The sequence below is a fragment of the Sphaerisporangium flaviroseum genome (genome assembly GCF_039537005.1).
In the GTDB taxonomy this organism is placed as follows: domain Bacteria; phylum Actinomycetota; class Actinomycetes; order Streptosporangiales; family Streptosporangiaceae; genus Sphaerisporangium; species Sphaerisporangium flaviroseum.
This window is the reverse complement of the sequence record NZ_BAAAZR010000038.1, coordinates 178,465-200,415: the sequence shown is the minus strand read 5'-3', so window position 1 is coordinate 200,415 and position 21,951 is coordinate 178,465. Positions and strand designations below refer to the sequence as shown.

Below are 21,951 nucleotides of genomic sequence, written 5' to 3'. Positions count from 1 at the left end.
GCTCGACGTCTGGGGACACGGTGATGGCATGAGTGAAGAGTTGGAGAGCGCCCGGTCGGCCCTCGAAGCGGCCGTGGCGGCGGCTTCGAGCGCCGCGGAGCTCACCCGATTGCTGGCCGACTACCAGGAACGGCTCGCCAGGGCCGCCGTGTCGGAGGCCGAGGCCGTGACGCGGCTGCGGGAGGCCGAGGCCCGGCTGAAGACCACCGAGAGGCAGGCCGCCAAGCTGGCCAAGAGCCTCGCGGAGCAGCGCTACCAGACCGAGGTGGCCCAGTGGCGGCTGGAGTCCGTGCAGGCCAGCCGGTGGTCGAAGCTCGGTGACGCGATCCACACCAGAAAGCCCGGCGAGGTCGCCCGCACCCTTCGCGACCCCATCAGCAGGCGTCCCGCGCCCAAACGGTCCGACTTCACCCCGACTCCTCCGCCCGTCGAGACCCCGCCCGTGGCCCCCGTCGTGCCCGAGACGGCGGGACCGGGCGTGTCGACGGCCATGGCCGAGGGCTTCGTCGTGCCCAAGGGACCCCTGACCCGGCCGTACCTCACGGTGGCCGCCATCGTGGACCGGCAGTCGGAGGCGCTGTTCCGGTACGAATGGCGCCAGGTCACCAACTTCGGCCCCGACAACTGGGCCGCGATGCTGGACGAGCACCGGCCGCACCTGCTCTTCGTGGAGTCGGTCCGCCCAGGACCGCGGCAGGGCAACGGCGGGCGGTGGCTGGAGGAACTGGCCGGCCGGTCCCGCGGCCTGCGCGACCTGGTGGAGGAGTGCAGCCGCAGAGGCATCCGCACGATCTTCTGGCACTCCGGCGGGCCCGTCTCCGTCAGCGTCCCGATGGCCTCGCTGTTCGACCACGTCCTCGCGACCTCGGAGGCCAGGGCCCGCGAGTGGCGAGCCGCCCTCCGCCACGACCGCGTCGGCATCCTTCCCCACGCCGTCCAGCCCCGCGTCCACAACCAGATCCCGGCCGCCATCGGCCCCCGCCCCGCCGCAGGATCACCCGCGACGGCCGCCGCGGCCGCGCCGATTGCAACCACTTCTGCCGGGCGAGCCGAGGGCACTTCCGCCGGGACCTCGTTCGTCGGGCGGGCGTGGGTCGGGTTGCTCGGGACGGCCGTTCAGGGGGATCCGCCGCCGGACCTCGGCTGGCGTCCGCTGATCACCGACAAGGCCACCTACGACGACCTGCTCACCGCCTACCGGTCGGTCTCCATGGTCCTCGCCGGACCGGACGCCGACGCACGGACCATCGAGGAGATCTCCGCCTGCGGCACCCCGATCATGCAACTCGCCGCGCCGATCGCCACGGACGAGGCGTCACTGCGGCAGGCCGTGCAGTCGGTCTCCGAATGTCTCGCCGCCGACGCCCAATGCGCCTCCGAGGCGCATCTCGCCTGGCGGTCCACGGTCGCGGTCACGCCGCTGCTCGATCCGCTCCTCGACACCGCCGGCCTGCCCTCCGTACGGAACACCGCCACGATCACGGCGATCACGGCGGTCTCCGGCGCGACCGAACTCGACCACCTGCTCGCCCAGCTCCGGCAGCAGGCCCATGTCCCCGGCCAGCTCGTGATCGTGGCCGAAGGGCTGGACACAGCCGTCGTGGAGAAGGCCGCGCGAGCGGTGCACAAGGGCGACATCGTGGTCCGGGACATCAGCGTGCCGGTGACCCGAGGCGCCGCGCTCGACCGCGCTCTCCGGCTGGCCGACGGCGACCTGGTGGCCGTCCTCGACCCCCGTGACCTGTACGGGGAGCACTACCTGGCCGACCTGGCGCGGTACTTCTCTGCCGTGGACGCCGAGATCCTCGGCAAGGCCTCGTTCTACGCACACATTCCCGGCACCGGGGCCACGCTGCTCCGCCAGCCGGGAGCCGAGCACCGCTTCCTGCCCGAGGTCGCGGGAGGAACGTTGCTCGCCCGCCGCCAGACGCTGGTCGACCTGGGCATCGCGGATGTGTCGGAGGAATGGGACGAGGTCCTGATGCGCCAGTGCCGCACCGACGGCATCCGCGTCTACTCGGCCGACAAGTACTCCTACGTATGCCGCCGCCCCTCCACCGAGGCCCGCCTCTTCTCCTCCTCCCACCTAGTGGGCTACACCCCCGCCGAACCCCTCGCCATGATCTAACCCGCTCACCGCGACGGGGTTGAATCCTCGTGCGGCGGCGGTCCTCGTGCGGCGGCCGTCCTCGTGCGGCGGCCGTCCTCGCCTCCGCGCGCTCGGCGCGCTCCGGCTCGGGCTGTTCTTCCCAGGGGGCTCCGCCCCCTTCGACCCCCGATCGAGGGGCAAGCCCCTCGAGCTCCCCGCTTCGCCTCGCAGGTCAGAGGCTTACTGGAGTCGTGTGCCGAGCTCTGAAAATGCAGTCCGAGCGAAGCGAGGCCCGTTTGCTGTGAGGGCTTGCTTGTGGATCATGGTGTTGTGCGGGTGAGTGTCTGTTCGGGGTGTGACGTCAGGTGGGCGAGCACTTCCAGGGGGCTGGTCAGGAGGTCGGAGAAGGCGAGTTCGGCCGCGCCGATCAGGGTGGCGTCGTCCCCGAGGGCCGAGGTCCGGAGCTGCACCCTCTCCCGGGAGATCACCAGCACGTTGGCCGCGATCCGGCTCTCGACCTGGGCCGCCGAGCCCGGGTAGACCTCGCGCAGCATCCCGCCGAAGATCACAACGCCGGGGTTGAAGAGGTTGATCAGATTCGCCACCCCGATGCCGAGCCAGTCGCCGATCCGGTGCAGCGCCTCCCGGGCCTTCATATCGCCGTCATCGGCGGCGGCCACCACGGCCCGTACAGCATCGCGGCCGACCGGCTCGCCCGACCGGTCGGTGGCGGTCACCACGGCGGCCCGTACGCCATCGCGGCCGACCGGCTCGCCGGAGCGGTAGGCGGCGTCGAGGAGGGCCTGCTCGCCGACCTCCGCCTCCAGACAGCCTCGCGAGCCGCACCCGCAGGGCCGCCCGTTGTACGGGTTGACCATCATGTGCCCGACCTCGCAGCCGTACCCGCCGTCGCCGTCCAGCAGCTTGCCGCCGACGATGATCCCGCCGCCGACGCCGACATCCCCGTGCAGGTAGATCAGGTTCTCGAAACCGATGCCGGCCCCGCGTTCGTGCTCGGCCAGCGCGCCGAGGTGGGCCTCGTTGCCCACCGACACCGGCATCCCGAGCCTGAGGCCGAGCTCGGTGCCGAAGGCCTGATCGACCCAGCCCATGTTCGGCCCGAAACGCACCATCCCGTCACCGGGCCGGATCATGCCACAGTAGGCCGCGCCGACTCCGACGCACACCGAGCCGGAACGCGCCTTTCGGTGCATCTCGCTGGCGAACCCGGCGAGCACCCCGACCACGTCGTCGAGGTCGGCGCCGGCACGCGCCCGGACCGCCTCCCTGCGGTCCAGGATCGTCCCGCCCAGCCCGACCCTGGCGGCGACCAGCCGGTCTACGCGGACGTCGAAGGCCAGGACGTACACCCGGCGGGACTCCGGCCGTACCACCAGCGACGGCCGGCCCGCCTTGCCGGTGTCCCCGGGGAGCTCCTCACGGACCAGGCCCGCCGCGGTGAGGTCCGCGGTCAACGCCATGATCGTGCTGCGGTTCAGCCCCATGCGGTCGGCCAGCACCGTGCGGGACACCGGGCCGCCCAGGTGCACATGCCGGAGCAGGGTGCCGAGATTGTGCCGGCGAATCTCCTCCTGGGACCGACCGGCTTGCAGCATCGTGGGGATCCTGACGACTCGGGGGTGTCATCGTTGTGCGCTGCGACGGCGGGGCGGAACACCCACACCGACCGCGAGCGACACAACCGATTTTGTCACAACGTGAGCACATCACCCGGTCGGAGCACGGCCCCGGTGCGCTGCCGCACCGGTCAGCCCTCACCCCTCAGTACGTTCCGCAGTACCTCGGCGAACTCCTTGGGCTGCTCCATGAAGCCGCCGTGGTCGCCGGGGAACTCGACCGGCGACGTGCCGAGAAGCTCGGCCAGCACCGTGGAGGTCCGGTACGTCACCAGGCCGCCCGAGGAGACGCCGATGCCGACGACGACCCGCGCCGGGCCGGCCGTCAGGGCGGCGACATCGGGTACGTAGCGGGTGGTGCCCCGGAGTTCATGGCCGAAGAAGCGGGCCGCGTCGGCGAGGTCCTGCTCCGAGGGCTCCCCTGGAGGAGGCGTGGGGGCACCCTCGGCGCCGAGGTCGAATCCGGCGTTCACCATGAACTTCATCCACGCGGCTCCCTGCCCCTCCCGATGGAAGGTCTCCACGACGTCGTCGACCCCGGCGCGCTGCTCGGGGGCGTCGGGGAGCAGCTCCAGCAGGGGAGGCTCGTGCGCGACGAGCGTCCGCACCCGCCCGGGATGCCTCGCGACCAGGGCGAGCCCCGTGACCGCGCCGCCGCTGCTGCCGAACACGTCGGCGGACTCGGCTCCGAGCGCGTCCAGGAGGGCGGCGACGTCGTCCGCCCGGAGCTCGGGGGTGGAGTCCTGCTCGGGGTCGTCGAGACGGCTGCCCGCGATGCCCCTTGGGTCGTGGGTGACGACGGTGTGGTCGCTCGCGAGCACGTCGGCCAGCGGCGCGAAGGCCGCGGCGGCCATGGGAGATCCCATGACCAGCAGCAGCGGCCCCTCGCCGCGGACCTCGTAGCGCAGGCGCGCGCCTTGGACATCGAGGGTGTGGGTGGTGGTCATGGTCGGTGGTCCCTCCGTGAGTGGCCGTCCGCGGTCGCGGTGACGACAGTAGGACCCCGGCCGACGGCGAAACTCATCGGCCGGCGGGAAAGTCAGCCTGCCGGAAAGCCAAGGGCTGGTGCGACGCGCACTCATGCTCGATCGATGGTGAGGCGGGTGCGGACCACCAGGTCGTGCAGGGTCTCCTGGGCGGAGGCGGTATCGGGGAGCGTGGAATCTTCCCGGGCCTGTTCCAGTGTGGCGGTGAGGTGCTGGACGTCGGTGCCGAGGATGGACGGACCCGGAGCGCCGGAGGGAAGGGCGCCATGTTCGGCCGCCTTCTTGGCCGCGACGAGGTCTTTGCCGCGGTCACAGGTTCGCTCTTCGTACGGTCACCAGGAAGTCCTGGGCCCTGGCGCGATCGGGCGCCTCGGGCAGCACGCCGGTGCTTTGGTCGAGGTCGGCGGTCAGCTCGGCCCGCCATCGATCGACCTCCGGCCACGGGATCTCTCCGCGTCGCACGGCCAGCAGCCGGTCGCGGTGCTCACCCACCTGCACCAGCGGCTCGCCGTACCGCAGCAGGTGACGTCCGGACAGCAACAGCCGGAGCATGTGCATGGCCTGCTTCCACTTCGGCCGGTCGGGGTCCAGCCGGCGGAACAGGGCGCCGGCGTACTCCAGGAACGTCTGCTGGGCGCGTCGCGACAGGAAACACCGCCGTAGGGCCAGAAGTTCCTCGCCCTCAGGGGTGAGGTGTTCGACGATCGGGGACCACAGGCATTCCAGGACCGTCGGGTTCGCCTGTAGCGCGAGCACGCAGAAGCGTTCGACCTCCCAGGAGAACTGTTCGGGCAGCGGTCCATCGAGGTGCGTGGGCGGCTTGTCCAGCCGCCAGAACAGCGGGGTCGGAGTGACGAAGACGCCGCGACGGTCGGTATCGGAGTCGGCGGTCTCCAACCCGTAGGCGCGGGACCCGACCACCACCGACAGCACGGTGTGATCGGCGACCAGCTTCTCCACGACCTCCATGAGCCCCAAGGCTGCCATCTACCGACACAAGTGCGCACATGGGTTTCCGGCGTGAACTCGGGGCTTCCTCCGCTCCATCGCACTCTCACACGCACGGTGACAAAGGTGAACGGCCCGTCCGCGCGAGCCCGCGTCCACCGGGATATGGGCCTCGCTTCGCTCGGGCCGTGTCAGCATCATGGCGTTGACCAACACTTCTTGGCCAAGATATCTTGGCTAGATGCCATCCCAGTCTCGGAAGCAGATCACCGACCCGCGGGCCTTGCGCGCGCTCGCCCATCCGATCCGGCTCAAGTTGCTCGAATTGCTGACCGTGGATGGTCCGGCAACCGGCAGGAGGCTGGCCGACCTGACCGGCGAGTCGACCGCATCCGTCAGCTATCACGTCGGCCAGTTGGTGAAATGGGGACTTGTAGAGCCGGCCGTCGATCTGGCGCATGGCCGGGAGCGGCCGTGGCAGGCCACCAGCCGGGGGATCACCTGGACCGCGACCGGGGACGGCTCGCCGGAGTTCGCCACCGCTTCCCGGGCGCTTCGGGAGCAGTTCATCGCCCGGCGGCTGGCCGCGCTCGACGAGTTCCAGCGTCATGAGGACGAGTTCGACGTCACGTGGCAGGAGGCGGCCTGGATCGGCGAGGACATGGGCTACCTCGATGTCGCCGAACTCACCGAGGTGACCGAGCGGATCAGAGCCGTCATCGCCGAGTACACGAATGCCGACCGCCCCCGCAAGGAGGGTGCCCGCCAAGTCGCGTTCTTCGCCTACGCCGTACCCACCTACGACGGCCCGAGCTGATGCTGTGCACGCCGGGCCTGCTCGCCCTGTTCACCGCGAAGCTGCTGTCCACATTCGGGTCCTGGCTCACCCTGCTGGCATTGCCGTGGTTCGTGCTGGTCACCACCGGCTCGCCGGTGAAGATGAGCCTTGTCCTGACCGTCGAGTTTGTGGGCGTGGTGATCGTGGGGCTGTCCAGCGGCAAGCTGGTCGCCTGGCTCGGCGCGCGGCGAACCATGCTGATCGGCGACGCGGCCCGCGTGCCGCTGATGGCGTCGATCCCGCTGCTGCACCTGGCCGGCGGTCTGAACCTACCGATCCTGCTCGCGGTGTCGTTCGGACTCGGCGCGTTCACCACGCCGTACGTCTCTTCTCAGCGTTTGATCGTGCCCGAGTTGCTGGGCCCCATGCGGGGCACCGACGAGAACCTCGTCGGCCGTGCCAACAGCCTTATCGACGGGGCGACCAGGATCGCCGCGCTCGCAGGGCCCGCCGTCGGTGGCGTCCTGATCGCGTTGCTCGGCCCGGCGGAGGTCCTCTGGATCGATGCCGGGACGTATTTCGTATCGTTCCTGATCGTGCTCGCCTTCGTGCGATCGCCAGAGAAGGGTCCCGCGACGGGCTCGGAGACGCATCCTGCGAAAGGCGGCGGCTACCGTCAGGTGCTGAGCGACCCCACGCTGCGTCTGTTCGGCGTCGCGCTGGTCCTGGTAACGCTCACGATCCCCGCCATCTTCCTCTGCCTACCGGTGCTGGTCCTGCACGACCTCGGCGGCAACCCCCGCACGTTGGGCCTGCTCATCGCGGCAAACGGTGCCGGCCTCGCGCTCGGCAGCCTGCTCGCGGTCACCGCGCTGAGCCGGATGGGCACCACTGCCCTGACCGCGGCGGCGGTGCTCCTGAGTGTGCCGCTGTGGCTGCTGCTCGTTGAGCGACCGGTCGTTGTAGCCGTCGGGTTGTTTCTCACCGGGCTGGCCACGCCGGTCCTCGCGGCGACCTTCATCACGCGTTTCACGCTGCGTACGCCGCCCGACCGGAGACCGCACGTCCTGGCCGCGGTGACCACCACCGAGAACCTGGCTGGATTCATCGGTTCCGTAGCCGCCGGGCCTGCGCTGCAGGTCGCCGGTTCGCGCCCGGTCTTCGCCACCATCGCGGTCCTGGCCGCCGCAGGCGCCGCGATGTTCGTCCTAGGGCTGAGAACTCCTGACGCGATGAGGCGAGGCGGCGCCGGCAGATGAGGGCGCAGGCCAGGCCGAGGAAGGCTTGGTGGATGTCGGCTCTGATCTCCCAGCGGATGGGCAGGCGCGCCGGAACCTACGCGGTGCCCGGGCCGGGGACGCAGACCGTCAGGGCGCCAGGGACGACCCGGGCCTTGATCTTGGAGGTGGGGTCGCGGTCGCCGCCGTCGAGTTCGTAGGTCAGCGAGCTGCCGAAGGTGGCGGTGATCTTCCTGGCCCGGGTTATGCGGACGAAGGGGGAGTCCTCGGAGCGGCCCGTGGCCATCCTGCCGATCACACGAGCCCACTGGACCGGCCCCTGGGCGGTGGAGACCCCGACCTCCAGCCAGCCGTCGTCGGGCCGGGCGTCGTCGAAGGCCTCGATGCCGCCGGTGATCGTGCCGACGTTGCCGAGCAGCAGGCAACTCGCCTCTCCGTCGAACCACGACGCGCCGTCGACCTTGATCTTCATCGGCACGAGGGGCCCGCCGACGTGCCGTACCGCCGTTCCGAAATAGGCCAGGCGGCCGAGCCGCTGTTTGGAGCCCCGGTCGGCGTCGGCGATCATCTCGGCCTCGAACCCGGCCCCCGCCATCACCGCGAAGTGCTCGCCGTTGAGCATGCCCAGGTCCAGCTTCTTCCGCACGCCGTGGAAGCCGATCCGCACGGCCTCGTCGAGGTCCTGCGGAATGTCCAGGTTGGCGGCGAACAGGTTGGCCGTCCCCGCCGGGAGGACGGCCATCGGGACCCCCGACCCGGCCAGGGCGTCGGCGCAGCGCTGGACCATGCCGTCGCCGCCCCAGACCAAGACCAGCTCGGCCCCCTCCTTCAACGCCTTGCGTACCTGCTTGGGCGCCTTCTTGCTCTTGGGCACCTCGTGCCACAGCAGCTTGCCGACGTCCTGCTCGGCGATGAGGATGCGGAGCTTGTCCAGCCCGCCGCCGAACGTCTTCTTGCTATGCGCGATGACCGCGACCGTGGGAGACATGTCCTCCTGACTACCCACGAAAACGGCGTTCACCGGCCCTTCGCCCTTGATCAGGCTTTGGCCTTCGGCGTCCTGTCCTTGCCCGCGGCGATGGCCTTCCGCGTGTCGTTGATGTAGGTGGCCACGTAGGGATGCGCGGGATAGAGCGCACGCACCTTACGGAACTTCGGCAGCGCGGCCCTGTAGCGGTAGGCGAAGAAGTCGTCGAGCGCGGAGTTGTACACCCGGGTGGTGGACGACTCGGAAGCGGTGACCCGGGCGGCGGCGAGCCTCTTCTTGATGATGCTCACGGGAAGGATGAAGCTGTGGTTCTCGGCGCTGTCCCCCGTGATCGGGTCGACGGATCCCGCGATCAGCGTCCCGATGACCTTGCCGTTCTCGCTGAACACCGGTCCGCCTGAGTTGCCACCGTACGACGGCGCCTGAGCCTGGATGTACGGCACACCGAGGATGGTGGTCCGCTTGGCGTTGTAGGCGCCTTCGGTCAGCGCGGGGTACAGCTTCGACCGCGGGTTGAAGACCGGGCTGTTGGTGACCAGTCCCGGGAACCCGTTGATGTAGAGGACGTCGCCCACCCGGACGTCGGTGTCCTGGCCAAGGGGCACCGTGGGAAGGTTCCGCGCGCCCTTCATCTTCAGCAGGGCGAAGTCCACTCCCGGGTAATCCCGGCCCCTGGCGACCAGAGCGACGGGCGTTACCTTGGCCGTCTTGTCCATGCCGCCGCCGGGAACGGCCGAGACGACGCTGAGATACCGCTTGAGGCCGGTCACGCGCATCTTGTCGGCGTTGAACCGGGCGAACACCGTGCCCGCCAACTTGACCAGCTCGTCATCGGGCTGGGCGACCTTCATGATGGACTTCAGGAAGCCGTTGACGTCCGCAGAGTTGATCTTAGGCAGGGCGTTCGCGGCGAAGCTCGTACGCAGTTGGGCCTTGCTCTTGCCTACGCAGTGCGAGCCGGTGACCATGTACCCGTCCGGAGTCACCCACCACCCTGTGCACCATGCTCCGGTGACCACCTTTGCCGACCGCTGCGGCCGGGCCGGCGCGAGATAGCGATCGATGTGCGCTCTGGCCGTACGAAGAACCCACTTGACCTGGCTCTGGTGATCGGCGGGAATGCGACCTGCCTTGGCGTGCCGCGCGGCCTTGGCGAACAAGGCGGTGAACGCCCGTTTCGGCGCTGCTTTGGGCACCCTGACCGTCGCGCTGTACTCCAGCGAGATCAACTGGACCGCCGGATCGGTCCGGGCCGCTAATCGTGTGCCGACCGCCGCCTTGTGCGGGGCTGTCTCGGCAACCTGGGCCGACGCGTTCGCCTGCGAAACCGTGATGGCGGGCAGGGCCACTGCCACCGCCGCCACTGCCACCCGCAATGATCGATGCATGGTCACACCTCCTGTGTTATGCGGGAAGTGTGTGATGCCCTGCTGGAACCCGACTTGCATGCCGCTTACCGACCAGGTCGGAGGGATAGCGTGGTTTGCGGCTGTATCTAGCGCCGCGCCGCACAGATCCCTGAGGGGTTGGGTTCTCGCATGTATGGGGGTGTAGGTGACCTTGAACCGGCGATGCCCCGGCCAGGTCGGCCTCGGTGAGGATCCGCCCGACCGGGGAGGGGGAGATGCCCACATCAGTCAACTGCTGCGCGATCAAGGTGTGGGTCCATGCCGCTTCCCCGTCCGGGGGTGCGCTGGTGGCACAGGCGACCACCCGCGACCGCACCCAGGACTCGGTCCTGCTGACCGGCCAGAACCAGCGATCACGCCGAGTGATCGACTGAACCCCTTAAGGATCTTTGCGGTGCTAGGGATTCTGCGGGGCCTGCGCCGGTGTCGGGAAGGCGAACCGCGCCTCCGCTCCAGACCACCACACCCCGATCGCGAACGCCGCCGTCGCCTCGACGTAGACCGCGCGAGACAGCCCGCCGCAGGGCACGGGCGTGCAGCCCATCGACGTGATCAGTGCAGCGACCTGATCGAGGCTCCTTGGGTCGTCACCGCAGAACGGCACGGCCAGCGGGGCACCCTCGAACACCGGCAGTGGCAGCGTCCAGATGCTTTCGTGGCACAGGTTGAACGCCTTGGCCACATGGGCGCCCGGTGCGGCGTTCGCCATCCGCTGGGCGATCGACGTCACGCCGCCTGTCGACAGCACCAAGCCGTCGTCGGTTGGCACGATGGGGTTCGTGCAGTCGATCACCGTCCGCCCGGTGAGGATGTCGGCGAGCCCCTTGACCAACTCGGGTGCCACGTCCGCCGGGACCGCCGCGAGGACGATATCGCCGTGAGTCGCCCCGTCCGCGAGGCTTCCGTGCCTGGCAGCACCGATGCGGGCCGCGGTCGCTGCAGCCGCTGCCCGGTTGCGTCCACCGACGAGGACGTCGTGCCCCGCGCGAACCCACGCGCCGCCCAGCGTCGTGGCCATCGTGCCCGTGCCGAGGATGCCGATGCGCATGATGTAACTCCTGTCCCCGAATCGTCAGCGATCCGGCGTGTTCCGAGGTGATCCGAGATGGAACACCGGTTCGTGACGTTAGGCGGGCTGATGCACACCGCGCGGTGTCCATCAGATCGGGCAGGATGAGGACATGGAGAAGCTCCCCGGCCTGTCGGAGCTTGCGTACACATCCGACTGTCAAGCGCGCGTCGCGTTCGAGGTGCTTGCGAACCGCTGGGACAGTGTCGTGGTGTACACGCTCGGCAAGACTGGTCCTATGCGGCCGCGAGCGCTGGTCACCCGAATCGGCGGGATCAGTCCCAAGGTCCTCAACGAGGCACTGCGGCGCTTGGAGTACAACGGCCTGGTCGAGCGCCGGGCGTACGCAGAGGCACCGCCTCGCGTGGACTACGCGCTGACGGAGGCTGGTAGCGCGCTGCTCGTCCCAATGCGGGCGATGGGCGCGTGGGCCGCGCGTTACGCGGAAGACGTACTTGACGCGCAGGACCGGTTCGCGAAGCAGGGGCAGACTCATCCCCGTACCGGCACCTAGCCACCTCGTCTGTCCCCGGTCATGATCGCGCGGAGGCGGACATTTCTCGCCGACCAGTCCACGTTCATGCCGCCCGGCCGATATGAGAGGGTACGAGATCGCGGTCTTCCAGGCTGGGTACGAGGCCGCGGTCTTCGTCGTGCAGACATCTCCCTGGCGGGGTAGTGCTGGTCGTGGCGGCGTCGCGAGTACGGCAGGTGGTTCTGGACGCGTTGCGGGGGTGCCGAGGTGAGGGTCGTGGACGCGCTGCGGGACGTCCTCGGTTCGCCGCCCGTCCCCGAAGGGTCGTGGCAGAGGGAGGCGGTGTACGTGTCGCCGGCCGCGCTGCGGCGGGCGGGCGGAACCGGGCGCGCGGCTGTGAGGGGCCCCGGGACCGCGCCCGTGCGGGAGGCGGCCGAGGACCTGGCGGCGCGGGTGCGCGCCGTGCCGGGAGTGCGGACGGTCCACGTGCGCCCGAACGGTTTCCTGGTGATCGAGGTGGCCGAGCCCGGCGAGATCGTCCGCGAGATCCTGACCGAGCCCGCCGGGCCGCCCGAAGGCGCGGTGTCCGGGAGTGCGGTGTCCGGGAGTGCGGTGTCTCCGGGGCGGATGGAGTCGGTCTGGCCTGATGCGCCGCGTACGTGGAGGAATCCCGGGTTCGTCGTGCGGTACGCCTACGTGCGGGCGGGATGGGTCCAGGGATGGGCCCGCGACCTTGGCATGGGTGCGGAGTGGGGGTGCCGTACCGGCCCGCCCGGGCCACCCGAGGAAGGGGTGGGGGTGCTCGGCGAAGGGGCGGGGGTGCCCGGCGAAGGGGTGGGGCTGCCCGAGGAAGGGGCGGGGGTGCCCGGGGAAGACAGGGGGTTCCGGCCCGAGTTGCTCGGCGGCCCGTACGACCGGGCGGTCCTGAGGCTGCTGGCCGAGCTGCCGAGCAGGCGGGCCGGGCGCGATCCCGGCTGGCCGGCGTACCTGGAGCGGCTCGCCGAGGCCTACCACGACGCCTTCGAGCACGCCCCCGCGATCCCCAAGGGGGACGAGCCGCCCTCAGCGGCGCACGCCGCCCGGCTCCGCATGGCGCGGGCCGTACGCAAGGTCCTCGCCGAGGGCCTGACAGCGCTGGGACAGACCCCACCCGACAAAATATGACTAAATCGGGCAATAAGCCGGAAATGGCACGCCTGGCGGCATCAAGCTCTGGAGATCTTCCATACTGCCGTCTCGCAGGTTGGGCATCGGGCGCGGGGGGATCACGGGGTCGGATAGCCTCGTTCGGGTGAGTCGATTCGCCCATCCTGCCGGTGACCGGCACGCGGATGTCCCGCATGAGGAGCGCCCTCCGCAGGCCCCCGCAGACCTCAACACGCTCGTCCCCACCATCTGGCCGCGATCGACCGGCCGCGTGGATGGAGCGATCACGATCGCCGGCGTGGACGTCCGCGATCTCGCCCGAGAGTACGGCACGCCGCTGTACGTGGTCGACGAGGACGATTTCCGGTCCCGCTGCCGCGACTACAAGGCCGCCTTCCCCGGCGACGACGTCTACTACGCGGGCAAGGCGTTCTTGTGCAAGGAGGTCGCGCGCTGGGTCGACCAGGAGGGACTCGGCCTCGACGTCTGCAGCGGCGGCGAGCTCGCCGTGGCGCTGAGCGTCGGCTTCCCGCCCGCTCGCATCGCGCTCCACGGCAACAACAAGTCGTACGCCGAGCTCGAGAGGGCCCTTCGGGTCGGAGTGGGCCACATCGTCGTCGACTCCTTCGACGAGATCGCCCGCGTCGGCTACCTCGCCGGCGAGCTGGGAGTGCGTCCCAAGATCCAGATCCGTGTGACCACCGGCGTCGAGGCGCATACGCACGAGTTCATCGCCACGGCCCACGACGACCAGAAGTTCGGCCTGTCGCTCAACAGCGGCGCCGCGGCCGAGGCCGCGCGCCGGGTGCTGGCCATGCCGCAGCTTGAGCTCGTCGGCCTGCACTCCCACATCGGCTCCCAGATCTTCGACACGGCGGGCTTCGAGGTGGCCGCGCGGCGCCTGGCCGTGCTGCTGACGCAAATCAAGCAGGAGCACGGCGTCTTCCTGCCCGAGCTCGACCTCGGCGGCGGGTACGGCATCGCCTACGTCGAAGGCGACGACGCGCCCGACATCAAGGTGATCGCCGACAGCCTGCGCGAGATCGTCTCCAGGGTCTGCGAGGACGCCGGCCTCCCGGTCCCCCGGCTCACCGTCGAGCCGGGACGGGCCATCTCCGGTCCCGGCGGCGTGACGGTGTACGAGGTCGGCACGGTCAAGGACGTCGAGGGCCTGCGGTCGTACGTCAGCGTCGACGGCGGCATGAGCGACAACCTCCGCACCGCTCTGTACGGGGCCGACTACACCTGCGTGCTGGCGTCCCGGTCCAGCGACGCCACGCCCGCCCTGTCGCGCGTGGTCGGCAAGCACTGCGAGAGCGGTGACATCGTGGTCCGCGACGTCTGGCTGCCCGGCGACATCGCCGCGGGCGACCTGCTCGTGGTCCCCGCCACCGGCGCCTACTGCCGGTCGCTGGCGCACAACTACAACTACCTGCCGAAGCCCGCGGTGGTGGCGGTGCGGGACGGTGTGTCCCGCGTCATCGTGCACAGGGAGACCGAGGACGACCTGTTGAGGGGGCAAGAGTGACATCTGCCGCATCGGAAGTGCCACAGGAGGCGCCGGGCGCCGAGGCGGTGTTCGAGCGGCCTCAGGAGCCACCGATTCCGGACAAGCGGGGCAAGCACGAAAAACCGGGTGAGTCCCGGCCGCTGAAGGTCGCGCTGCTCGGCTGCGGCGTGGTCGGCTCGCAGGTCGTACGGCTGATGCACGAACAGGCCGACGACCTCGCCGCCCGCGTCGGCGCGCCGCTGGAGCTGGCCGGGGTGGCGGTCAGGCGCCTCGGACGCAAGCGCGAGGGCGACGTCGACCCCGCGCTGCTGACGACCGACGCCGAGGCCCTGGTGAGCAGGGACGACGTCGACATCGTCGTCGAGGTGATCGGTGGCATCGAGCCGGCGCGGTCGCTCATGGTGGCCGCCATGGCCGGCGGCAAGTCGATCGTCACGGCCAACAAGGCCCTGCTCGCCGAGGACGGCGCCACGGTCCACGGCTCCGCCAAGGAACACGGCGTCGATCTGTACTTCGAGGCCAGCGTGGCCGGGGCGATCCCCCTGCTCCGCCCGCTGCGAGAGTCGCTGGCGGGCGACCGGGTGCACCGGGTGCTTGGCATCGTCAACGGCACCACCAACTACATCCTCGACAAGATGGACTCCACCGGCACCTCCTTCACCGACGCGCTGGAGGAGGCCCAGTCGCTGGGATACGCCGAGGCGGACCCGACCGCCGACGTCGAGGGCTTCGACGCCGCGGCCAAGGCCGCCATCCTGGCCGGGCTCGCCTTCCACAGCCGGGTGACGGCCGCCGACGTGCACCGCGAGGGCATCACCGAGATCACCGCGACCGACGTGGCCAGCGCAAAGGCCATGGGGTACGTCATCAAGCTGCTGGCCATCTGCGCCAGGTCCGACGACGGCCGCTCGGTCGGCGTCCGCGTCCATCCGGCGATGATCCCGAGGAGCCATCCGCTGGCCGGGGTCCGCGAGGCGTACAACGCGGTCTTCGTGGAGGCCGAGTCCGCCGGGCAGCTGATGTTCTACGGCAAGGGCGCGGGCGGGGCGCCGACCGCCTCGGCGGTGCTGGGCGACCTCGTGGCCGTGGCACGCAACCGCCTCGCGGGCATCCACGGGCCGCAGGAGTCCACCTACGCCGACCTCACCGTCCATCCGATGGGCGAGACGGTCACGCGCTACCACGTCTCCCTGGACGTCGCCGACAAGCCGGGCGTGCTGGCACGGGTCGCCGACATCTTCTCCAAGCACGACGTGTCGATCCAGACCGTCCGCCAGGAGGGTCACGGCGATGACGCCCAGCTCGTGCTGGTCACCCACCGGGCCAGCGACGCGGCGCTCTCCGCGACGATAGAGGGCCTGCGCGAGCTCGACATCGTCAGAGGCGTGACCAGCGTGATGCGCGTCGAGGGCGAAGACACGCCCTGATCCGGATGCCGGGTCCGCGAGGTGTCGTCCCCGCCCCGGCGGGGCCCGATTGAGAGGTAGCGCTTTGGGAGAGGGCGACCCGACACCGCTCGGCTACGTACGGACCCCGTCGGCGGGCCCGGCCGAGCTGGCCTTCGAGGGTGGGCGGCCGGTGCTCGCCGGTGAGGCCGCGGACCTTCCGCTGACCGCGGCCGACATCGTACGGCTGCGTCCCTACGAGGGGTTGCGCGTCCGCTGGCCGCAGGAGCGGTCCGGCGTGCTGGAGACGATCCTCGGCCTGGCCGCCGCCGGTGTTCCGGTGCACGCGGACGACGTGCCCGTCTGGGTCGCGCAGGCCGATCCCGGCCTCGCGGAGCTGCTGGGCTCCTGGGCGCCCGGACGCCGCGAGGAGTCGCTCCGCTCGGTGGGCGACCTGCGCAGGGAGGAGCACAGCCTGCGGCTGCGGCGCCACGCCATCCCACGCACGGTACCCAAGGTGAGCGTGGTGATGTCCAGCAAGCGGCCACACCTGCTCGGGTCGGCGCTCGGCCAGATCGCCCGCCAGCGCCACGTCGAGGTGGAGGTCCTGCTCGGGCTGCACGGCGTCCCGGCCTCCCACGAGGACGTACGCCGGGCCGTGGCCGATTTCCCCCTGCCGCTCACGGTGGTGGAGGCGGACACGGCCACGCCGTTCGGCGAGGTGCTGAACCAGGCGGCGGCCCTGGCCGGCGGCGACGAGATCGCCAAGTGGGACGACGACGACTGGTACTCCCCGGAGCACCTGTCCGATCTGCTGCTCGCCCGTTCCTACAGCGGGGCCGACATCGTGGGCACGGCGGCGGAGTTCTTCTACCTGGAGCCGCTCGACGTCACCATCCGCCGCACCGACTACACCAGCGAGATCTGGTCGGATCACGTCGCCGGGGGTACGATCTTCCTCGCTCGGGCGAAATTTAAGGAAATAGGCGGGTTTGAGGGGGTGCCGCGGGGGGTGGACGCGCAGTTCCTGAAGACCGCGCACGCCGCCGGCGCCCGCATCTACCGCACCCAAGGGCTGGGCTACGTCCTGCGGCGATCCCTCGCCGCCGGCCACACCTGGCAGCTTCCCCTCGCCCACTTCCTGCGCGTCGCGGCGAACCAATGGCGTGGCTTCCGTCCCAGCGAGATCCTGGAAAACTCATGACGCGGCGGATCCGTGGCAACGACTACACCGTGCTCGACCCGCCTCCCCTCGGCGCATGGACGCCGAGCCTGCGGGTCAGCATCGTGGTCCCCGCCTACAACGGCCAGGACAAGCTCGACCTGGCCCTCGCCGGCCTCGCCGCGCAGACCTACCCCGAGGAACTGCTCGAGGTCGTCGTGGTCGACAACGGCAGCAGTCCGGCCCTGCGCATGCCGGAGATCCGCCCCGCGGACACCCGGCTGATCGTCTGCGACACGCCCGGCAGGGCCAACGCGCGGAACGCCGGGCTCGCGGCGGCGACCGGCGAGATCATCCACTGGCTCGACTCCGACGTGGTCGCCGACCGCCACGAGGTCGAGGCGCACATGCGGTGGCACCACCTGGCCTCCTACCTCGTCGTGACCAGCTACCTGCGGTTCACGACGGCCGCGCTGCCCTCGCCCGCCGTCGTGGCAGGGGCGGACGACCTCGCCAAGCTCTTCGAGCCCGCTGAGCCCCACGAATGGCTCGTCGACCTCGTGGAGCGCACCAACGGCCTGACCGAGACCCCCAACCGGGCCTTCAGCCTGCATGTCGGCGGGGCCACCTCGGTCAACCGCGGGCTCATCGAGGCCGCCGGGCCCATGGACGAGGAGCTCATCCTCGGCCAGGACACCGAGATGGGATACCGCCTGGCCCAGGCCGGAGCGGTGTTCATCCCCGAACCGCTGGCCCGGGGGTTCCATCTGGGTCCGTCGATGCGGATGCGGGACAAGCAGCCGATCGACCGGGTCAGCCACGCGCTGATCGGCGACCGTGTCCCGCAGTACCGCTGGCTGCGCGCCCATCCGTCGCGCCAGTGGAAGGTGCCGTATCTCGAGGTCGCGGTGCGGGCCGAGGGCTACGAGGAGACCCGTGCCACCGTGGACGCCGTCCTCGCCGGCACCGTTCCCGACGTCTCGGTGCTGCTGACCGGGCCGTGGGACACCATGGAGCCCGAGCGGCGCGCGCCGCTCACCAACCCCCGTCTCGACCTGACGCTGATCCACGGCCACTACGCCTACGAAGGACGGGTACGCCTGACGGCGGCCGAGGCCGAGCGCCTGGCGCCGTTCCGGCTGCGCCTTCCCGCGGGCTGGGTGCCGGGGGAGGACACCCTGGCCCGCCTGCTCGACCTCGCGGTCGAGGGCGGACACGGCCTGGTCGGCATCCTGCTCGCCGAGACCGCCGATGGCGTGACCACCGCCCGCCTCGAACGCCGCGCGGCCTTCGCCCGCGCCGCCCTGGTGATGGAGCGGCACGAGGAGGCGTCCTCGTACGAGTACGACGAGGCGGTCGACGACGTCTACGGCGCGCTGTGGATCGACGGCGAGACACTGGGCTTCCTGCCCGCCTCCGAGACGACCCCCGGCAAGGGCCGCCGGATGGCCTACCGCGCCAGGCTGGAGACCGAGGCCGAGGTGGTGAAGCTGACCAAGGAGGTCGAGCGGCTACGCGGTCAGGTGGGCAAGTGGCGTGAGGAGGCCGGCCGGTGGCGCAAGTCCGCCGTCGACCTGCGCCGCGAGGTGGGCGGGCTGCGCCGCGAGGTCACCGCCCTGAAGGCCGGCCGTCTGCGCAGCGTGATCAAGCGGATCTCGGCCCGGCGCCCCGGCCTCCCGGGAGCGGCGGCCACGGCCGGGCCCGGCACCGCCACACCCGCGGATCCGGGCACGGAAGGCCCGTCACCGAACGGCCCCGCCTAACCGGGCCGTTCAGTCGCCTCGCAGAGCCGATCGCAGGCGTCTGACCAGCTTCTCGCGGGGCGGTGCCGGCCTGGACGGCGCGGCTTCGGAAGGTGCCTGCTTGGACGGCGCGGCTTCGGAAGGTGCCTGCTTGGACGGCGCGGCTTCGGAAGGTGCCTGCTTGGATGGCGAGGCCTCGGATGGTGCCGCCTTCGACCGCGAGGCTTCGGGCGTGGCCGCCTTGGGCTTGGACGGTGCGGGACTGCGTTCGCCTGGTCGTTCGGCCTTGTCGGCCGCCCGAGGCCAGAACTCGGCCGCCATGCCGTGCCGTACGCCATGGGTCTGCTCGATCACCTCGTCGAGGTCCTCACCGGGGGAGACGAGCAGCCGGGCGCGGTTGACGGCGTCGGTGCGCTCCAGCCGCGCCGTCCGGCCGCCGGGGAACTCCACCACGAGCAACCCGGCGCGGTCGTCGGTCACCGCCTTGATCATGAGCTCCAGCGAGCGGTGTCCCAGCGGCACGTCCACCGGCCCGGTGTACCGGAACGGGACGGGGAAGGGATCAGGAGCCACCGCAGGGGCGAGCCGGACGCCGTCGTCGTGGCGGTACTGCTCCCGGACCAGCCGCGCCTCGAAATCCGGATCGCCCAGCACCCGATGGCGTCCCGAGGGCAGCTCCGCCCACGGCCCCACGAGCGTGACCGCGATGTCCGGCAGGCTGCCGCCGAGCGCCGCGCTCACGGCCGCCCGTACCTCCGCCTCCGTGGAGCCCTCGGTGTCGAGGACCACCTCGGCGTAGGGGACCAGCCATCGCCTGCCGGGCTCCTTGCGCAGGTCACGGCGGAGCGGCACCCGGTGGGCCAGGAAGGGAGCCACGACCCGGACGGTCGCCTCCTTGTCCACACGCTGCGCCGGAAGCCCGAGGTGGATGGCCCGCGCCTCCATGTCGGGCACGAACACGGCGCCGCTCATCGCCAGCCGGTAGGCGAACTCGGTGTCCTCACCCCGGAGCACCTCGGGGTCGAGGCCGCCGACCCGCTGGAAGAGCGCCCGACGGAACGAGACCGTCGGCCCGGTGCAGACGTGATACGGATTCTTGCTCGCGCGCAGCCCGTCCAGGCGGCGGATGGTCGCCTCGGTGGAACTCGGGACCGCGGCGGACATGTCGAACAGCGACTCAAGCACGCCGTCGCGTACGGCCGCGTGCACCTCGGCGGCCGTCAGGGAAGGCTCGTCCACGAACACCTTGGCGCCGATCGTGACCACGTAGTCGGTGAGGTGGTGCCAGCGCATGAGAGCCTCGATGTGCTCGCGGCAGATCACCATGTCGGCGTCGACGCGCTGGACGATCTCCCCCTCGGCCAGGCGCACCGCGGTGTTGAGCGCGTGAGCCGTACCCCAGCCGCCGGGCGCGGCCGGGACCAGGCGCGTGTTCTGCGGGCGGATGTCGGGCAGCCGCAGCGGCGGGTCGCTGCCGTCGTCGACGACGATGACCTCCATGAGGCCCGGCGGGTAGGTCTGCGTCGCCAGCGCGGCGAGCGTCAGGTCGAGGCGGTGCTGCCCGCCGTAGGCCGGGATGACCACGCTCACCGGCAGTTCGGGTGTCCACTCGCCCAGCGGAGGCGGCACGAGCGGGGAGTAGTCGTTATGGCGGATCCTGGGCCGGTCGTGCGCCGCGGCCGTGAGGCGGGTGGTCTCAGTCATGAGGAGGAAACCCCTGCCTCCGGTTCCTCCGTGGGGAGGCGGTCAAGATGATCGCTCCTTCGTCGGTTCGGTACGCCGCCGGAGCCGACCCTATACAAGCATCCTGTGAGGTTCCTTAGAGGCCTCTGCCCCTCGAGGACGGCCACGACCTGGGAATCCGCCACCTGCCCGAGGTGTGCGCGCCTATCGGCGATCTTGACATGCGCCTTTACTCGTACGGGGCGGATCGGGACACACCCTATTGGGACGCGCTTCCGCTGGGGCGCGTTGGCCCTATCTCAGGATCCGCGTCCGAGGCGTCACGGTCCTTGCGCGTGCGCCTGTCCGAAGATCACCTCGCCGGAGTCCTCGATGCCGTCGCAGGTGGTTCGGGCAGGGCGGGCCGGGGGGCGGTGGTGGAGCCGGTGATGATCACAGGGCGCTTCGTGGCGGGCTGGGCGGCGGCGTCCCGGCCGGTGGGGTAGCGCAAGCGACGGTAGGCCGTGATGACCCGCCATGCTCGTGACCGGCGCAGGCGGGCGATCACCTGCCGGTACTCCGAGAGACGGCCTTCGAGCCGCGTCACCCGGTGTCTGAGGCGGGCGGCCTCGGCGCGCAGCTCGGCGTTGCGGGCGAGCAGATCCTGCGCGGCGCCCCTCAGCGTGCTCTCGCACGCGGCAAGGTCGGCGCAGCGCGTCCGCAGCTCGTCGATCTCCGCGTTGAGCGCACGTTCCCGCTGGAGGAACGCGGTCTCCGCCCGGCTCAGCGCGAAACCGGGCGTGCCGCGCGGTTCGTCGCGGCGTACGGCGACTCCGGCCAGATGCCGTCGCAACACGGTGAGCTCGCGGATCTCGAAGAGCGGCTCGACCAGGTGGCGGAGGCTCCCGTGGTAGAAGATCCGGCGGCGCTCGGCATCCTCACCTCGCCCGCCCGGCTCCCTGGCCGCGCCGTAGGGCACCGTGAAGACGAGCGCCGCGCCGGGCCGGAGCGTCCGGTGGAGCTCGCCGAGGAGCTGGACGGGATCCCCGACGTGGTCGAGGAGCTCTCCAAGGGCGGCGGCGTTGAATGCCGCGTCGGCGACGCCCTCCAGCCCGTGCCCGTCCGCCACCGTGAACTCCATCCGCGCCGCCACGTCCGCGGGCAGCCGGTCCCGGCGCAGGCGGGCGCGGGCGATCGCGGACGGGTCCACGTCGATCCCGGTCACCGCGTCGCCCCGCTCGACGAGGAGCAGCGAGAGGTCGCCCTCGGCGCAGCCCAGGTCGAGTACGGCCACCGGGCGGCCCGGGCGGCTCGCCGGCAGGTGGTCGAGAAGCCAGTGCAGGCGGTCGTGGTGGTCCGCCTCACGGGTCCTGCTCGCGCTGAGGGGATCATGACCGGGACGTTCGCGGATCGTGTCCACATCGATGCCATGACGAGTGTGGAACACCTGGTCGTCGGGCACGGCTCCCCTTCGGGCATGCTGCTGTGGCCCCATGTCCGGGACTGATGGCGCCCGTTTCGGAACCGATGTTTCCCCAATTCTGGGGCAAACGGGGGTAAAGAGACAGTGAGGATACGGGGTTTCTTCAGGGGTGCCGTCCAGGGCCAGGCCGCCGGAGACCGGCGCCGGGCGCCGGCAGGGGTCGTCCAGCCTGTGGACAGGGGACGCGGTGAGCATCCCGGCCCCCGTAGACTCGGTGCCTGATACCGCTGGTAGCGGACCCATG

The 21,951-nt window shown here is 70.8% G+C and carries 18 protein-coding genes; 10 read left to right on the top strand and 8 right to left on the bottom strand.

The window, feature by feature from the left end; all coding sequences use genetic code 11:
* Positions 1-28: 28 nt before the first annotated feature.
* On the top strand, positions 29-2,128 hold the full coding sequence (locus tag ABD810_RS32975) for a glycosyltransferase family A protein (protein WP_344949827.1): 2,100 nt from the start codon (positions 29-31) through the stop codon (positions 2,126-2,128).
* A gap of 281 nt (positions 2,129-2,409) precedes the next feature.
* Here the strand turns inward: ABD810_RS32975 and ABD810_RS32970 are convergent, their stop codons facing one another.
* The 3 genes from ABD810_RS32970 to ABD810_RS32960 form a co-directional block, all read right to left on the bottom strand.
* Positions 2,410-3,705 (bottom strand): ROK family protein, encoded by a 1,296-nt coding sequence (locus ABD810_RS32970; RefSeq protein ID WP_344949824.1) that lies wholly within the window; start codon positions 3,703-3,705, stop codon positions 2,410-2,412.
* 152 nt (positions 3,706-3,857) lie between these two features.
* A complete protein-coding gene (locus ABD810_RS32965; RefSeq protein WP_344949821.1) occupies positions 3,858-4,673 on the bottom strand; it encodes an alpha/beta fold hydrolase in 816 nt (271 codons plus the stop codon).
* Between the two features lie 348 nt (positions 4,674-5,021).
* Positions 5,022-5,699, bottom strand: coding sequence for a nucleotidyltransferase domain-containing protein (locus ABD810_RS32960; protein WP_344949818.1), 678 nt, complete (start codon positions 5,697-5,699; stop codon positions 5,022-5,024).
* Positions 5,700-5,901: 202 nt separating this feature from the next.
* Here ABD810_RS32960 and ABD810_RS32955 point away from each other — a divergent pair, with 202 nt between their 5' ends.
* Together ABD810_RS32955 and ABD810_RS32950 are read left to right on the top strand one after the other, a co-directional pair.
* Positions 5,902-6,477 (top strand): helix-turn-helix domain-containing protein, encoded by a 576-nt coding sequence (locus ABD810_RS32955; protein ID WP_344949815.1) that lies wholly within the window; start codon positions 5,902-5,904, stop codon positions 6,475-6,477.
* The gene (locus tag ABD810_RS32950; RefSeq protein ID WP_344949813.1) at positions 6,477-7,697 is read left to right on the top strand and encodes an MFS transporter; all 1,221 of its coding nucleotides are present in this window, start codon (positions 6,477-6,479) and stop codon (positions 7,695-7,697) included. Before ABD810_RS32955 ends, ABD810_RS32950 begins: the two co-directional genes overlap by 1 nt.
* Before the next feature lie 76 nt (positions 7,698-7,773).
* Here the strand turns inward: ABD810_RS32950 and ABD810_RS32940 are convergent, their stop codons facing one another.
* Both ABD810_RS32940 and ABD810_RS32935 read right to left on the bottom strand, forming a co-directional pair.
* On the bottom strand, positions 7,774-8,664 hold the full coding sequence (locus ABD810_RS32940; protein WP_344949810.1) for a diacylglycerol/lipid kinase family protein: 891 nt from the start codon (positions 8,662-8,664) through the stop codon (positions 7,774-7,776).
* Positions 8,665-8,714: 50 nt separating this feature from the next.
* On the bottom strand, positions 8,715-10,052 hold the full coding sequence (locus tag ABD810_RS32935) for a S1 family peptidase (RefSeq protein WP_344949806.1): 1,338 nt from the start codon (positions 10,050-10,052) through the stop codon (positions 8,715-8,717).
* Between the two features lie 236 nt (positions 10,053-10,288).
* Between ABD810_RS32935 and ABD810_RS32930 the strand changes: the two genes are divergently transcribed.
* Positions 10,289-10,447, top strand: coding sequence for a hypothetical protein (locus ABD810_RS32930; RefSeq protein WP_344949803.1), 159 nt, complete (start codon positions 10,289-10,291; stop codon positions 10,445-10,447).
* Between the two features lie 23 nt (positions 10,448-10,470).
* On the opposite strand, the gene ABD810_RS32925 is transcribed toward ABD810_RS32930, so the two are convergent.
* The gene (locus ABD810_RS32925) at positions 10,471-11,121 is read right to left on the bottom strand and encodes an NADPH-dependent F420 reductase (protein WP_344949800.1); all 651 of its coding nucleotides are present in this window, start codon (positions 11,119-11,121) and stop codon (positions 10,471-10,473) included.
* 133 nt (positions 11,122-11,254) lie between these two features.
* Here ABD810_RS32925 and ABD810_RS32920 point away from each other — a divergent pair, with 133 nt between their 5' ends.
* From ABD810_RS32920 to ABD810_RS32895, 6 genes are all read left to right on the top strand, one after another.
* The gene (locus ABD810_RS32920) at positions 11,255-11,656 is read left to right on the top strand and encodes a winged helix-turn-helix transcriptional regulator (RefSeq protein WP_344949797.1); all 402 of its coding nucleotides are present in this window, start codon (positions 11,255-11,257) and stop codon (positions 11,654-11,656) included.
* Positions 11,657-11,893: 237 nt separating this feature from the next.
* A complete protein-coding gene (locus ABD810_RS32915) occupies positions 11,894-12,781 on the top strand; it encodes a DALR anticodon-binding domain-containing protein (protein ID WP_344949794.1) in 888 nt (295 codons plus the stop codon).
* Between the two features lie 127 nt (positions 12,782-12,908).
* Positions 12,909-14,291: a diaminopimelate decarboxylase gene (lysA, locus tag ABD810_RS32910; RefSeq protein WP_344949791.1), complete on the top strand. Its 1,383-nt coding sequence runs from the start codon at positions 12,909-12,911 to the stop codon at positions 14,289-14,291.
* Positions 14,292-14,413: 122 nt separating this feature from the next.
* Complete coding sequence (locus ABD810_RS32905; RefSeq protein ID WP_344950107.1) at positions 14,414-15,700, top strand: homoserine dehydrogenase; 1,287 nt, start codon at positions 14,414-14,416, stop codon at positions 15,698-15,700.
* 64 nt (positions 15,701-15,764) lie between these two features.
* On the top strand, positions 15,765-16,862 hold the full coding sequence (locus tag ABD810_RS32900) for a glycosyltransferase family 2 protein (protein WP_344949788.1): 1,098 nt from the start codon (positions 15,765-15,767) through the stop codon (positions 16,860-16,862).
* Complete coding sequence (locus tag ABD810_RS32895) at positions 16,859-18,583, top strand: glycosyltransferase (RefSeq protein WP_344949785.1); 1,725 nt, start codon at positions 16,859-16,861, stop codon at positions 18,581-18,583. Before ABD810_RS32900 ends, ABD810_RS32895 begins: the two co-directional genes overlap by 4 nt.
* 9 nt (positions 18,584-18,592) lie before the next feature.
* Here the strand turns inward: ABD810_RS32895 and ABD810_RS32890 are convergent, their stop codons facing one another.
* Together ABD810_RS32890 and ABD810_RS32885 are read right to left on the bottom strand one after the other, a co-directional pair.
* Positions 18,593-20,266, bottom strand: coding sequence for a glycosyltransferase (locus ABD810_RS32890; protein ID WP_344949782.1), 1,674 nt, complete (start codon positions 20,264-20,266; stop codon positions 18,593-18,595).
* Between the two features lie 331 nt (positions 20,267-20,597).
* Complete coding sequence (locus ABD810_RS32885) at positions 20,598-21,686, bottom strand: class I SAM-dependent methyltransferase (protein ID WP_344949779.1); 1,089 nt, start codon at positions 21,684-21,686, stop codon at positions 20,598-20,600.
* Positions 21,687-21,951: the final 265 nt, after the last annotated feature.

What these genes read in the sequence shown, in the direction of transcription:
- ABD810_RS32975 (WP_344949827.1), top strand. Translation starts at nt 29, where the DNA reads ATGAGTGAAGAGTTGGAGAGCGCCCGGTCGGCCCTCGAAGCGGCCGTG.
- ABD810_RS32970 (WP_344949824.1), bottom strand. Translation starts at nt 3,705, where the DNA reads ATGCTGCAAGCCGGTCGGTCCCAGGAGGAGATTCGCCGGCACAATCTC.
- ABD810_RS32965 (WP_344949821.1), bottom strand. Translation starts at nt 4,673, where the DNA reads ATGACCACCACCCACACCCTCGATGTCCAAGGCGCGCGCCTGCGCTAC.
- ABD810_RS32960 (WP_344949818.1), bottom strand. Translation starts at nt 5,699, where the DNA reads ATGGCAGCCTTGGGGCTCATGGAGGTCGTGGAGAAGCTGGTCGCCGAT.
- ABD810_RS32955 (WP_344949815.1), top strand. Translation starts at nt 5,902, where the DNA reads ATGCCATCCCAGTCTCGGAAGCAGATCACCGACCCGCGGGCCTTGCGC.
- ABD810_RS32950 (WP_344949813.1), top strand. Translation starts at nt 6,477, where the DNA reads ATGCTGTGCACGCCGGGCCTGCTCGCCCTGTTCACCGCGAAGCTGCTG.
- ABD810_RS32940 (WP_344949810.1), bottom strand. Translation starts at nt 8,664, where the DNA reads ATGTCTCCCACGGTCGCGGTCATCGCGCATAGCAAGAAGACGTTCGGC.
- ABD810_RS32935 (WP_344949806.1), bottom strand. Translation starts at nt 10,052, where the DNA reads ATGCATCGATCATTGCGGGTGGCAGTGGCGGCGGTGGCAGTGGCCCTG.
- ABD810_RS32930 (WP_344949803.1), top strand. Translation starts at nt 10,289, where the DNA reads ATGCCCACATCAGTCAACTGCTGCGCGATCAAGGTGTGGGTCCATGCC.
- ABD810_RS32925 (WP_344949800.1), bottom strand. Translation starts at nt 11,121, where the DNA reads ATGCGCATCGGCATCCTCGGCACGGGCACGATGGCCACGACGCTGGGC.
- ABD810_RS32920 (WP_344949797.1), top strand. Translation starts at nt 11,255, where the DNA reads ATGGAGAAGCTCCCCGGCCTGTCGGAGCTTGCGTACACATCCGACTGT.
- ABD810_RS32895 (WP_344949785.1), top strand. Translation starts at nt 16,859, where the DNA reads ATGACGCGGCGGATCCGTGGCAACGACTACACCGTGCTCGACCCGCCT.
- ABD810_RS32890 (WP_344949782.1), bottom strand. Translation starts at nt 20,266, where the DNA reads ATGACTGAGACCACCCGCCTCACGGCCGCGGCGCACGACCGGCCCAGG.